Origin of the sequence: Microbacterium sp. MYb66, from assembly GCF_002979435.1 — a bacterium.
Taxonomy (GTDB): Bacteria; Actinomycetota; Actinomycetes; order Actinomycetales; family Microbacteriaceae; genus Microbacterium.
Genome location: NZ_PCOV01000002.1, coordinates 486166 through 497861, shown reverse-complemented (window position 1 = coordinate 497861; position 11696 = coordinate 486166). Strand labels below are relative to the sequence as shown.

The window sequence follows — 11696 nt, the reverse complement described above, 5'->3', positions numbered from 1 at the left end:
GACCGTCAGAGCATGCCGAGCGACCGGACCGCCTCGCGCTCCTCGACCAGTTCGGCGACGGAGGCGTCGATCCGCGCCCGTGCCCGGTCGCTCAGCTCCAGTCCTTCGACGATCTGCCAGGCGCCGTCGACCGAGCGCACGGGGAAGGAGGAGATGAGCCCCTCGGGGACGCCGTACTCGCCGTGCGAGACGACTCCCGCCGAGGTCCAGTCCTCCGTGCCCTGCACCCAGTCGCGCACGTGGTCGATGGCCGCGCTCGCCGCGGATGCCACGGACGACGATCCGCGCACCTCGATGATCTCGGCACCGCGCTTCGCGACCCGGGGGATGAAGGTCTCGTCGAGCCAGGTCGGCACGTCTCCCACGATCTGCGCGAGCGCTTCGGCGACGGGCGCCCCGCCGACCGTCGCATGCGAGATGTCGGGGAACTGGGTCGCCGAGTGGTTGCCCCAGATGGGCACGCGACGGACGGTGTGCACCGGAGCGCCCAGCGTCTGTGCGAGCTGCGCCCGCGCTCGGTTCTCGTCGAGCCGCGTCAGCGCCGTGAAACGCTCGGCGGGCACGCCGTCGGCGGACGCCGCGGCGATCAGGGCGTTGGTGTTGGCCGGGTTGCCGACGACCGTGACGCGCACGCCGGGGGCCGCGTTGGCGGCGATGGCCGCACCCTGCGGGCCGAAGATTCCGGCATTGGCGGCGAGCAGGTCCGCGCGCTCCATGCCGGGACCGCGCGGGCGCGCGCCGACGAGCAGGGCGAGGTCGCATCCGTCGAAGCCCACCGCGGCGTCATCGGTCACCTCGACGTGCTCGAGAAGGCCGAACGCACCGTCCTGCAGCTCGAGCGCCGCGCCCTCCGCCGCGCCGAGACCCTGCGGGATCTCCAGCAGGCGCAGTCGCACGTTCTCGTCCGGTCCGAGCAGGTCGCCGGCCGCGATGCGGAACAGCAGTGCGTAGCCGATCTGTCCGCCGGCGCCGGTGATGGTGATCGTGGTGGTCATGCCCCGAGCCTACGTCCGTTCGGCGGGCTCTCGCGCGGAGTACCCTCGACGCATGACCTTCAATCCCGACGCCGACATCTCGGGCAACACCACCCGCCGACGCGGACGCACCGCCGCCATCGCGGGCGGCGCCGGAGTGGGCGTGCTCGGCATCATCGCGCTGATCGCGGGCCCGCTGCTCGGCATCGACCTCACCGGGCTGCTGGGCGGGGGCGCACCGAGCGGGGGCAGCGAGCCCGCCGGCGGATCGGTCATCGAGAACTGCGACACCGGGGCGGACGCGAACGCCGATGTGGACTGCCGCATGGCCGGCGCGCAGCTTGCTCTCGACGCGTTCTGGTCCGACAACGTCGAGGGCTACCGCAAGCCGCAGATGGTCGTCGTCGACGGCTCTACCCCGACGCAGTGCGGCACCGCCTCCAACGCCGTCGGCCCGTTCTACTGCCCGCCCGAGGAAGGGGTCTACGTCGACCCGACGTTCTTCCAGCTCATGCAGCAGCAGTTCGGAGCATCCGCCGGCAACCTCGCCCAGCTGTACATCGTCGGCCACGAGTGGGGCCACCACATCCAGAACATCACGGGGGACATGGACCGCTACCCGAACAACGGGACCGGCCCCGGCAGCAACGGAGTCCGGATGGAACTCCAGGCCGACTGCTACGCCGGGGCGTGGATCGGGCGGATGACCGAGCAGACCGATGCCGACGGCGACCCGTATCTCGTCACACCCACCGAGCCCGAGATCGTGGACGCCCTGAACGCGGCCTCGGCGGTCGGCGACGACAGCATCCAGGCCCAGTCGGGGTTCGTGAACCCGGAGAGCTGGACGCACGGCTCCAGCGAGCAGCGTCAGCGCTGGTTCGCCGAGGGCTACCAGAACGGACTGGACGTCTGCGGGCAGGCGTTCACGCTCCCCGCCGACCAGCTCGACCCGTAGTCCCGGCGACGCGAGAGCGTCCGCTACCGTTGACGAAGAAGTCAGCACGACCGGCTGGGGGGCCGATGATGAAGAAGACGGATGCACTGTATCCACCGATCGAACCGTACGAGACCGGGGAGCTGCTCGTCGGAGACGGGCACCGGGTCTACTGGGAGGTCAGCGGCAACCCCGAGGGCAAGCCGGTGGTCTTCCTGCACGGCGGCCCCGGCAGTGGGACATCGCCGTGGCAGCGACGGTTCTTCGACCCGAACGTCTATCGCATCGTGCTGCTCGACCAGCGCGGCTGCGGCCGGAGCACTCCGCACGCCGGCGCGCCGGACGCCGATCTCCGTCACATCACCACGGCCCACCTGATCGCCGATCTCGAACTGCTGCGCAGGAACCTCGGCATCGACCGGTGGCAGGTGTTCGGCGGGTCGTGGGGGAGCGCCCTCGCTCTCGCCTATGCCCAGGCGCATCCGGATGCCGTGACCGAGCTCGTCCTCCGCGGGATCTTCACGCTGCGTCGCGTCGAGCTCGAATGGTTCTACGAGGGCGGAGCGGCCGCGCTGTTCCCCGACCTCTGGGAGGGCTTCGTCGCGCCGATCCCGGTGTTGGAGCGCTCGCACATGATCGACGCGTACCACCGCCGCCTGTTCGACCCGGACCCTGCCGTGCACGTGCCGGCCGCGATCGCCTGGTCGACGTGGGAGGCGGCGACGGTGACGCTGACGCCGGACCCCGCGCAGATCGCCACCATGTCCGATCCGCAGAAGGCCACGGCGTTCGCCCGGATCGAGAACCACTTCTTCGTGCACCGCGGCTGGTGGGAGGAGGGGCAGCTGATCGCGGGCGTCGACCGCATCCGCCACATCCCGACGGTGATCGTGCAGGGACGGCACGACGTCGCGACGCCGATGATGACGGCGTGGGATCTGCATCGTGCGTGGCCGGAGGCCGAGTTCGTCGTGGTCGACGACGCGGGCCATGCGGCCACCGAACCGGGCACGCAGAAGGCGCTGCGCGCCGCGACCGACCGCTTCGCCCGCGACGACCGCTGACCCTCAGGCCTGCAGCGCCTTCGTCAGGGTCTTCATCAATCCCACGACGCCGCCGTTCGCTCGGTGCCGGGTCAGCCCCTCGCTCACGGCTGCGCCGGTGCGCGCCGACACGAACCACGGCGGCTTCGGGAGGATCGTCAGGCGCCCGCCCCCGTTCGCGATCGGCAGCGACCGCGGGAAGGGCCGGAACGGGCCGCGGAGCACGGAGCGCTCGACGCCGTCGAGGAGGAGGGCGTTGTGCACGACGCCGAGGCCGCTGCCGACGTCGTCGAGCGTGCCGCCGGGGAAAGCGCCCCAGGTGAGGGTCGGGGTGATGAAGCCGAAGGCCGTCCAGCCGTTGATCGCGATCGAGCCGTAGTGCAGCGCGGTGATGGCCCGCTCGAAACCGACGCCGAGTGCCTTCTCCGTCGCGGGGTCGATCAGCAGGTTCGCGCCGAGCGTGCCCTGGAGTCTGTCGTTCGCATGGGCCACGGCGGCGTCGAGGAAGTCCTGTCCCGTGCCCGGCACGGTGACGACGCCGAGCACCGGCGCGAAGTACTCGGTGGTCTCGAGTGCCGTCGGGTCGTCGTCGGCATCGATCTCGACGAGCAGCCGATCGCCGAGCACGAGCGCGTCGGGGTAGTCGTCCGTCGCCAGCTGCATCCGGGAAGGAGAACCGGGGTACCAGGTCGGGCGCTCCGGGGCATTCGCATAGGCGCGTCGCAGCGCGGCCCGGAAGGCGTCGGCCTGGTCCCAGTCGGACGACATGATGACGACCTGGCCGGCGATGCAGTTGTGGCCGCAGTTCTGCAGGCGCATGGTCGCGATGTGCTCGGCCTGGTAGGTGATGTCGGCATCCGTCCAGGCGCCGGGGACCACGATGATGGGCGAGACGCCGCCGAGCTCCGCGGTGATCGGCTTCTTCAGCAGGGGCCGACCTTCCCGTCGTCGCCGCTTCGTCGCCGCTGCGCCCTCGCCCTTCGACGGCCCCCAGACGATGGTGTCGAAGGTCGCCGCCGACCCCGTGATGTGCACGTGCACGAGGCCGGGGTGGGTGGTGAGATAGGCGCCGACCGCCGGCCCTCCGCGGACGATGCGCAGCAGGCCGGGCTCGATGAGCGGCGCGAGCGCGCGCTTGTACACCGGCACCAAGGCGTCCTGCGTCGGGTTCACCTTGAGCAGCGCGGTGCGGTTGTGGGCGAGCAGTTCGTAGAGCACGTCGAGTACCGGGATCGAGGTGACGTTCCCGGCGCCGAGCACGAGGCCGACACCACCCGACTCGGTCGGCGTGCGCTGCGCGAGACCGGCGGAGGCGCGCGCCGCGTTCGGGGTGATGCCCGGTTCCAGCCAGACCTCGCCGGTGAAGCCGGACAGCAGGAACTTGTCGATCCCGGTCAGGGGGAAGGCGTGCACGCGTGTGCGCCCTCCGGGGGCCCGATCGATCGTGAGCCCGTCGAGCGGGTTGGTGCCGTTCGCCAGGCGGGAGAGGGTCTCGATGTAGGCGTCGAGCGCACCGAGCACGCTGTACGGTCCGCTCAGCCACTCCTCGCCGCGCAGCGGGTGCTTCCCGTCGAGGCCCTTCGAGGCGGCGGCGGTGAGGGCCCAGTCCTCAGAGGTGGCGGCGACGCTGGTGCGCACGGCGCGCAGCAGGGTCACGCGCTGCGCGGCCGTGAGTGCCGACCAGGTGCGGGCTCCGGCCTGCAGGTCGCCGACGGCGGCGTCGAGCCGGTCGCGTTCGCCTTCGCCCAGCGCCGGGGTCTCGGGCTTCGGCGCGCTCTTCGCAGCGGCGGGGGCGGACGTGCTCGCAGAAGTCATCGGTGTCTCCTTCGGACGGGATCCCAGCTTAGGCGTCGGAGGTGACGGCGGCATCGATGTCCTCGCGACGCAGACGGTAGTGCCGCAGCGTCCACAGGCTCCCCGCCATCAGCACGGCGGGCAGGATGCTGAAGCTCAGCACGATGCCCGTGATCGCGGCCTCGGGCTGCTCGACCGTGGCGCCGGCGACCGTCGAGACGTAGCCGGTGGCCGCGAGCGTCAGCGACACCGCAGTCGCGCCGAGTGCGAATCCGACCGTCTCGCCGGCGGTCCAGATACCGGTGAACGTGCCCGCCTGACCGGGTCCGCTGCGGCGCTCGTCGTGCGAGATGACGTCAGGGAGCATCGCCATCGGCAGCGACTGGAGGCCCGCGTAGGCGATGCCCGCGACCGCGACCGAGGCGTAGATCCACGCGCCCGGCGCCCAGACCGCGAAGACCAGCGAGGCCGCCGCGACGGTGAACACGACGCTGGCGATCCCGAACGCCCGCTCCTTGCCGATGCGTCGCGCGATGATCGTCCATCCGGGAGTCGCGAGCAGCGCGGGTCCCACGAGGGCGACGAAGACGAAGGTCACCGCATCCTCGGACCGCAGGACCCAGGTCGCCACATACTGCGCACCGGCGAGCATCGTGCCCGTTGCGAGGGCCTGCAGCACGAAGGTGCCCAGGAGTGCGCGGAACGGCTGGCTGCGGCCCAGTGCCCGGAATCCGGACATGTACTGATCGCGCCAGGTGGAGGGTGCCGCCGCGGTGGCCGGGATGGCCGCCGTCCGTCTGGCCGCGACATCCGCCGTCCGGGCGGCGATCAGCATGCCGATGCCGATCACGAGACCGGAGGCGATGCCCATCAGCAGGTAGCCGATGACGGGATCGTCGCCCGCATTGCGCAGGGCGGGCCCGCCGGCGCCGAAGAGGAGGATCGCGGCCGTGAGCACGACGACCCGCCACCCGAGCAGGCGGGTGCGCTCGTCATAGCTGCCGGTCAGCTCCGCGGGGAGTGCGACGTACGGCACCTGGAACAGGCTGAAGGCCGTCGCGGTGGCGAGGAACGCCAGCAGCACGCTGATCGCTCCCGCGACCGGTCCCCACGAGGGCGGCACCGCGAAGGTGAGGGCGAAGAACAGCGGCAGTGCGAGAGCGCCGGTGACCATGAAGCCGCGGCGGGATCCCGTGCGGGCGAGCTGCCGGTCGGAGGCGGCGCCGATCAGCGGGTCGATCAGGACGTCCCAGATCTTCGCCGCCGTGACGATCAGCCCCGCCGCCAACGCGGCGACACCGAGGTTGTCGGTGAGGAAGTACGTCAGCACCAGCCCGGGCAGGGTGGCATAGCCGCCGGTCCCGAGCGAGCCGATCGCGTACAGCACGATCGTGCGCGGAGACAGGCGGGCGGATGCTCGTTCGGGTCGAGCCTCAGTGCTCATCGCGCCAGTGTAGCGGCGCGATGGGAGCCGATCAGATCAGCGCGAGCTCGCGCAGCTTCGACTCGACGTCGGCGTTCGAGGGCTCGACATGGTGCGAGGAGTCGGGGTAGACGACCACCGGGATGTTCGTGCGACCCGAGATCTCCTTCGCGACGTCCGCGGCAGCGGGCTCGGCGACGAGATCGACGTAGGTGTACTCCACGCCCAGCGCATCGAGCTGCTTCTTGGTGCGGATGCAGTCGCGGCACCAGTCGGCGCCGAACATCGTGATGGTGTCGGAAACAGCAGAAGTCATGCTTCCAGCCTACGGGCGCTCAGCAGGGGAGGCGCTGAGAGTCGGGGGAGTCTCGCGCCGTCCGGGGTCCGCCTCCTGCGGCAATCGCTCGACCGGGACGATGACGACGTCCTGGATCTTCCAGTCGAGCTCGGTGACCTGCGCCTGCAGGTCGGTCATCTCGCGGATCGACACCTTGCGACGGTGGGGGACGACGAAGGCCTCGATGTGGAACACCTGACCCTGATCGCGCATGCGCACCCCTGCCTGCGCGACCCACGGACGGCTCCGCAGGTACGACACGATGTCGGCGGCGAGCGGATGCGGATGCTTGCTGTCGTAGGTGCGCGCCCGCTGGTCCATCAGGTCGACGATGGCGGTCCTCGTGTTGCGGAACCCGTCCCAGATGATGCCGAGCGAGATGAACAGTGCCGCGGCGCCGTCGAGCCACCACAGGCCGATGCCGACGCCGAGCACGCCGACGATCGAGGCGACGGTGGTCTGCCAGTCGGCCTTCGCCATGTCGGCGTCGGCGTAGAGGAGCTTGTTGTGCAGCACCGGCGCGAGTTTCGATTTGGCCGGACCGTAGAAGAACACGGGTCCGATGATGACCACGACCATCACGCCGACCATGAGCCAGCCGAGCCAGACCGTCTGGCCCCAGAGCTGGATCGTGCCGATGGTCGGGTGCTCTCCGGAGATCAGACCCGTGACCGCTTCGATCGCGAGGTTCACGCCGACCGCGAGCAGGGCGACGCCGGCGACGAGGTGCCCGACGCCCATCGCCCGATGCAGGCCGTAGGGGTGCTTCCTGGTCGGGCGGCGGCGCACGAAGAGGAGCGCGATCAGGAACGCGAACTGCGGGATCAGGGAGAGCATGTCCTCGATCCAGGCCGTGCGCATGGCCTGCGACTCGCCCACCACCAGGGCGATCACCGCGATCGTGATCGAGGTGTAGACGATCGTGAAGATCTCCCACCGGACGGCGCGGCGGATCGCGCGCTCCTGCTCGTCCGGCAGGGTCGTGCGTCCGAACCGCTTCAGCTCGCTCACTGACCTGCCTCCGCGTCGAGGAAGGTCTCGAGCCTCGACAGGAACGCGTTCTCGCCCAGGGGCACCAGCATGACGAGCTCGCGTCCGTCGGCGCCGTCGATCCCGCGGTAGCCGCGGGTGACGCCGGCCTTGTCGATCCACGGGGTGTCGGGAGTGATGCCGCCCGCGATGAGGTCGAGATCTCCCGCCTCGAGCATCGCCACCAGTGTCTCCTCCGAGGCGACGGTCCAGTCCGGTTCGGCGTGGATGCTCTCGGCGAAGCGGTCCACGAGTTCGACGATGCTCCCCGTCGGCTCGTCTCCGCGCACTTCGACGAGTGCGCCGTCCGGTGAGGTCCCGACCCGGAGTTCCCCGCCGGTGACCGTGTCCAGCGTCCCATCGGGGTCGGCGGGGATCGTCAGGCCGCATCCGGAGAGGGCGCCGATCAGGGTGAGCCCGGCGAGAGATGTCGCGAGTCGCACGACCCGCCGCCGGCGCTGTACCGAAGAACTGTTCACGAACGGAGCCTGCTCCCACGGGCGGCCCCCGGCAAAGGCGTTGACGAGAGGCTCGAGCGGGCGCTAGGCAGGGGAGAGCCGGACATCATCCCTTGTCAGTAAGGGTAGCCTTACCTATACTTGACCGCATGAGCAGCGCGTGCGAGCACCTGGAGGATCCCGACTGGGACGACATCGAAGGTGCCGTCCTCATCGCCGGCGACGCGGCGGACGCCGGTTTCATCGCGAGCATCGCCGCACGGCTGCCGTGGGATGCGCAGGGTGTGGTCATCCTCGAGGCGGCGGCGCGCATCCAGTTCCGCCACATCGACGTCCCGGAAGGCGTCTCGGTGCGCTGGCTGGTGCGGGGCGACGGCATCCGCGCGCACACTCGGGGCGAACGGCTCGCGAACGCCGTGCATGCCTGGTGCGTCGAGTGGACCTGCACCGAGCCGCCCGCGCAGTGGACGGTCTGGCTCGGACCGCACACGCCGCCGCACGTCGCCCGGATGGCGCGCAGCCTGCTCGGCGTCGCGAACTGACGCCGGGACGGTCGAGGTCTCAGCGGGTCGACGCGACCGCGGGCGCACCCGCGCCGGCGGTGATCGCGTCGAGCGCGCGGCGCAGCGTGGAACTCGACGTGTGCGCGGTGTACGGGAAGTACACGACCTCGACGCCGACCTCGGCGAACTCGCGCTCGAGGCGCAGGCCCTTGTCGGTGCCGCGCCAGTCGTCGCCCTTGAAGAAGTGCGTGAACTGCACGTCGCGCCACGAGTCCATCTTCGACGGCGTCGTCTCGACGTAGACGTCGTCGACGAACGAGATGTGCTTCACGATCTCCGCACGCTCCGCCGTCGGGATGACGGGCTCGATGCCCTTCACCTGGCGCAGCATCTCGTCGCTGACGACACCGGCGATCAGAATGTCGCAGTGCTGTTTGGCGTGACGAAGCAGATTCAGATGCCCGACGTGAAACAGGTCGAAAGCACCAACGGCGTAGCCGATACGCGTCCCCATGATCTCCCCAGATCAGTGATTCCCCAGTAAGCGGATCCCCATCCGCTTCGCGACTCCCACAGCCGCGGATCGACAGTCTAGCAGGTCTCGGTTTCCTTCCCCATAGGAACCCGTGGAACGATGGAGGCCGCAGGCGATGCGCATGCGGAACAGGGGGCGGACGTGGGGACACCGGTCACGGTCATCGTGCCGACGTTCAACGAGCGCGACAACGTCGCCGAACTCGTCGCCCGCACCGCCGCCGCGCTCACCGAGTGGGACGCCGAGATCCTGTTCGTCGACGACAGCACCGACGACACCGCCGCCGAGGTCGCCAGGGTCGCGGCCGATGCCCTGATCCCGGTGCGGGTCATCCACCGCACCGAGAACACGGGAGGGCTGGGCGGCGCCGTCGTCGTCGGGCTCGAGGCCGCGGCATCCGATCTCTGCATCGTGATGGACGGCGACCTGCAGCATCCGCCGGAGCTTCTGCCCGCGCTCCTCGAACGGCACGCCGTGGGCGACGCCGACGTGGTCGCCGCTTCCCGGTACGTGGGCGGGGGAGACACGAGCGGGCTCGGCACCGCCGTGCGCTTCGGCGTCTCGCGCGTGGCGACCTGGCTGACCAGGGCGATGTTCCCGATCCGTCTCGCCCGCAGCACCGACCCGATGACCGGCTTCTTCCTGGCCGACCGACGGCGTCTCGACCTCGCCGCGCTCAAGCCGCAGGGCTTCAAGATCCTCCTCGAGATCCTCGCGCGCAACGACCTGCGCATCGCCGAGGTGCCGATGGAGTTCGCCGAACGACGACACGGCACGTCCAAGGCGAGCCTGCGCCAGGGGGCGACGTTCATCGCGCACCTCGCGCGCCTGCGGTTCGGGAAGATGTCGCTCTTCGCCCTGATCGGCGTGATCGGGGCCGCCGCGAACCTCGCGATCATGTGGGGGCTCACGGCCGCCGGCGTCCCGTACGTCTGGGCCGCCATCATCGGCGCCGAGGTCACGATCATCGGAAACTTCCTGCTGCAGGAGCGCTTCGTGTTCGCCGACATGCGGACGGATGCCCGCGCGCTCGGCATCCGGTTCGCCAGCTCCTTCGCGTTCAACAACGTCGAAGCGGCGCTGCGCATCCCGGTGATGGCTCTGATGGTCGAGTCCTGGCACATCTCGAGCGTGCTCGCGACCGCGCTCTCGCTCATCGTGGCGTTCTTCGCCCGATTCCTGTTCCACTCCCTCGTCGTCTACGCGCCGCAGCGCCGCCGCAAGGGAGAGCCTGCAGGGGTCGAGCCGCCAACCGACACGGCCGCGCAGCGGGTGATCCGGGCGATCGACGTCGAGGTCATGAAGCCCGGCGAGCTCTAGGAGCTCACGGCGTCCGTCGTGGGGGCTGCGGTGACGGGCGGCGGATCATCGCGGTGACACGTCGCCATGCGAGGCGGCGGCGGGGCTGGGCCACCAGCTCTGCGACGAGTGCGGCGACCGCGGCGCTCGCGCTGACGTCGTCGGCATCCGGTTGGAAGCGTTGGGCGCCGGGGGTCGAGATCAGGTGGTCCAGCGCCGACCGCAGATCCGCCTCCGTGGTGACGACCGTGCAGCGCCCGCGATCCGCCATGAACTCCCCGAACGCGTACTGATGATCGTCGACCACCTCGCCGAGGCTCGGGTCACGGGGGACCACGATCGGGACGACGCCGGCGGCGTTCGCGTCGGCGATGGTGCCCGGGCCGACCTGGGACACGACGATGTCGGCGGACCGATAGTGCCGCTGCAACTCGTCGCCCGTCATCATCATGTGGTTCTCACCGGTCGTCGAGGCGGCCGAGTAGCCGTTCTGCACGATCAGCGAGACGTCCTGTTGCGCAGCGACCCACTGATCGATCCACGCGATCAGTCGATCGAACGGATGATGGTCCGTCCCGACCGAGACGAAGATCCGCGTGCTCACAGGGTGGCTCCGATCACGCGCGAATCCGGATAGAGCGCCTGTTGCTCGGGCCACTGGACCGCGAAGGCATCCACGGTCGGATACACCATCCGTCCGGTCATCGTCCGAGTGGAGATGCGATCGATCACCTCAATGTAGAGAGTGCGGATGCCGAGAGCTCGTGCGGTCCAGAAGAAGGGCACGGCGACACCGGCTCCGGTCGACACCACGATGTCTGGTCGATATCGCCGAAGGACGCGGCGCGCCAGGAACAGATTGCGAATCGCGTTGGGAATGTTCCTGGTCGTCGGCGAGAACGCCCAGGTCACCTGCTCATCGGCGAGTGCGGCGTGCGCATGCGGGTGATCGAAGCTCACCCACGCGCGCTCCTGCGTGGCCCACCAGTCGCGCAGTGCGAGCAGCTGAGTGAGGTGTCCGCCGGTGGAGGCGACGAAGAGGATCTTCAACCGATCGCGGTCGGGGGTTGTCTTTCCCATGATGAGTCCCAGTATGGCGCGGGAGGCGTCCCGGTGAGAGTCGGCATCGTGAGCGGAGAAATTGGTCCGTGCGGGCGCTCGATATTCTGGTACGCTTCGGGGAGGTCACCTCGGGGGAGGTGATCGGCGGGAATGTAGGGATTTCCGTCAACTGGGGATTTTTGGGGAGAACGGTCTTATGACTGGGGTAGACCTTGGCGTTGAAGCGCCACTTTCGTTTCGTTCGGCGCTCAGACGCCTCGATTCCGCGCAGAAGCCTGGCGTAGGAGTACCCGCGTACACGC

Annotated in this window: 13 protein-coding genes; 4 read left to right on the top strand and 9 right to left on the bottom strand. The window is 69.8% G+C overall.

Translation table 11 applies throughout. From position 1 onward, the window contains the following. Positions 1-5: 5 nt before the first annotated feature. The gene (locus CQ045_RS06235; RefSeq protein ID WP_105721794.1) at positions 6-995 is read right to left on the bottom strand and encodes a malate dehydrogenase; all 990 of its coding nucleotides are present in this window, start codon (positions 993-995) and stop codon (positions 6-8) included. A gap of 52 nt (positions 996-1047) precedes the next feature. Here CQ045_RS06235 and CQ045_RS06230 point away from each other — a divergent pair, with 52 nt between their 5' ends. Both CQ045_RS06230 and pip read left to right on the top strand, forming a co-directional pair. Next, positions 1048-1932, top strand: coding sequence for a neutral zinc metallopeptidase (locus CQ045_RS06230; RefSeq protein WP_105721793.1), 885 nt, complete (start codon positions 1048-1050; stop codon positions 1930-1932). A gap of 65 nt (positions 1933-1997) precedes the next feature. Then, a complete protein-coding gene (gene pip / locus CQ045_RS06225; protein ID WP_105721792.1) occupies positions 1998-2975 on the top strand; it encodes a prolyl aminopeptidase in 978 nt (325 codons plus the stop codon). A gap of 3 nt (positions 2976-2978) precedes the next feature. On the opposite strand, the gene CQ045_RS06220 is transcribed toward pip, so the two are convergent. From CQ045_RS06220 to CQ045_RS06200, 5 genes are read right to left on the bottom strand one after another with little or no spacing between them, the layout of a single operon-like run. Next, positions 2979-4769, bottom strand: a complete 1791-nt coding sequence (locus tag CQ045_RS06220; RefSeq protein WP_105721791.1) for an aldehyde dehydrogenase family protein — start codon at positions 4767-4769, stop codon at positions 2979-2981. Positions 4770-4797: 28 nt separating this feature from the next. After that, a complete protein-coding gene (locus CQ045_RS06215; protein ID WP_258130972.1) occupies positions 4798-6192 on the bottom strand; it encodes an MFS transporter in 1395 nt (464 codons plus the stop codon). A 31-nt stretch (positions 6193-6223) separates the two neighbouring features. Continuing rightward, on the bottom strand, positions 6224-6487 hold the full coding sequence (locus tag CQ045_RS06210) for a glutaredoxin domain-containing protein (protein ID WP_105721790.1): 264 nt from the start codon (positions 6485-6487) through the stop codon (positions 6224-6226). A 9-nt stretch (positions 6488-6496) separates the two neighbouring features. Beyond that, positions 6497-7519: a cation diffusion facilitator family transporter gene (locus CQ045_RS06205; RefSeq protein WP_308737008.1), complete on the bottom strand. Its 1023-nt coding sequence runs from the start codon at positions 7517-7519 to the stop codon at positions 6497-6499. Beyond that, positions 7516-8016, bottom strand: a complete 501-nt coding sequence (locus tag CQ045_RS06200) for a hypothetical protein (protein ID WP_258130971.1) — start codon at positions 8014-8016, stop codon at positions 7516-7518. Before CQ045_RS06200 ends, CQ045_RS06205 begins: the two co-directional genes overlap by 4 nt. A gap of 128 nt (positions 8017-8144) precedes the next feature. Between CQ045_RS06200 and CQ045_RS06195 the strand changes: the two genes are divergently transcribed. Next, the gene (locus CQ045_RS06195; protein ID WP_105721789.1) at positions 8145-8537 is read left to right on the top strand and encodes an SIP domain-containing protein; all 393 of its coding nucleotides are present in this window, start codon (positions 8145-8147) and stop codon (positions 8535-8537) included. Positions 8538-8556: 19 nt separating this feature from the next. On the opposite strand, the gene CQ045_RS06190 is transcribed toward CQ045_RS06195, so the two are convergent. Then, positions 8557-9012: an adenylyltransferase/cytidyltransferase family protein gene (locus tag CQ045_RS06190; protein WP_105721788.1), complete on the bottom strand. Its 456-nt coding sequence runs from the start codon at positions 9010-9012 to the stop codon at positions 8557-8559. A 120-nt stretch (positions 9013-9132) separates the two neighbouring features. Here CQ045_RS06190 and CQ045_RS06185 point away from each other — a divergent pair, with 120 nt between their 5' ends. Next, positions 9133-10353: a glycosyltransferase gene (locus CQ045_RS06185; RefSeq protein ID WP_105721787.1), complete on the top strand. Its 1221-nt coding sequence runs from the start codon at positions 9133-9135 to the stop codon at positions 10351-10353. Between the two features lie 4 nt (positions 10354-10357). Here the strand turns inward: CQ045_RS06185 and CQ045_RS06180 are convergent, their stop codons facing one another. Continuing rightward, a complete protein-coding gene (locus CQ045_RS06180; RefSeq protein WP_181156461.1) occupies positions 10358-10936 on the bottom strand; it encodes a glycosyltransferase in 579 nt (192 codons plus the stop codon). Continuing rightward, the gene (pssD, locus tag CQ045_RS06175; protein WP_105721785.1) at positions 10933-11412 is read right to left on the bottom strand and encodes a PssD/Cps14F family polysaccharide biosynthesis glycosyltransferase; all 480 of its coding nucleotides are present in this window, start codon (positions 11410-11412) and stop codon (positions 10933-10935) included. The genes CQ045_RS06180 and pssD overlap by 4 nt, the downstream gene beginning before the upstream one ends. Positions 11413-11696 lie beyond the last annotated feature (284 nt).

Bases quoted from the DNA above. Each gene is read 5' to 3' on its own strand.
- CQ045_RS06220 (WP_105721791.1), bottom strand. From the start codon at position 4,769: ATGACTTCTGCGAGCACGTCCGCCCCCGCCGCTGCGAAGAGCGCGCCG.
- CQ045_RS06215 (WP_258130972.1), bottom strand. From the start codon at position 6,192: ATGAGCACTGAGGCTCGACCCGAACGAGCATCCGCCCGCCTGTCTCCG.
- CQ045_RS06235 (WP_105721794.1), bottom strand. From the start codon at position 995: ATGACCACCACGATCACCATCACCGGCGCCGGCGGACAGATCGGCTAC.
- CQ045_RS06195 (WP_105721789.1), top strand. From the start codon at position 8,145: ATGAGCAGCGCGTGCGAGCACCTGGAGGATCCCGACTGGGACGACATC.
- CQ045_RS06230 (WP_105721793.1), top strand. From the start codon at position 1,048: ATGACCTTCAATCCCGACGCCGACATCTCGGGCAACACCACCCGCCGA.
- CQ045_RS06210 (WP_105721790.1), bottom strand. From the start codon at position 6,487: ATGACTTCTGCTGTTTCCGACACCATCACGATGTTCGGCGCCGACTGG.
- pssD (WP_105721785.1), bottom strand. From the start codon at position 11,412: ATGGGAAAGACAACCCCCGACCGCGATCGGTTGAAGATCCTCTTCGTC.
- CQ045_RS06190 (WP_105721788.1), bottom strand. From the start codon at position 9,012: ATGGGGACGCGTATCGGCTACGCCGTTGGTGCTTTCGACCTGTTTCAC.
- CQ045_RS06185 (WP_105721787.1), top strand. From the start codon at position 9,133: ATGGAGGCCGCAGGCGATGCGCATGCGGAACAGGGGGCGGACGTGGGG.
- pip (WP_105721792.1), top strand. From the start codon at position 1,998: ATGATGAAGAAGACGGATGCACTGTATCCACCGATCGAACCGTACGAG.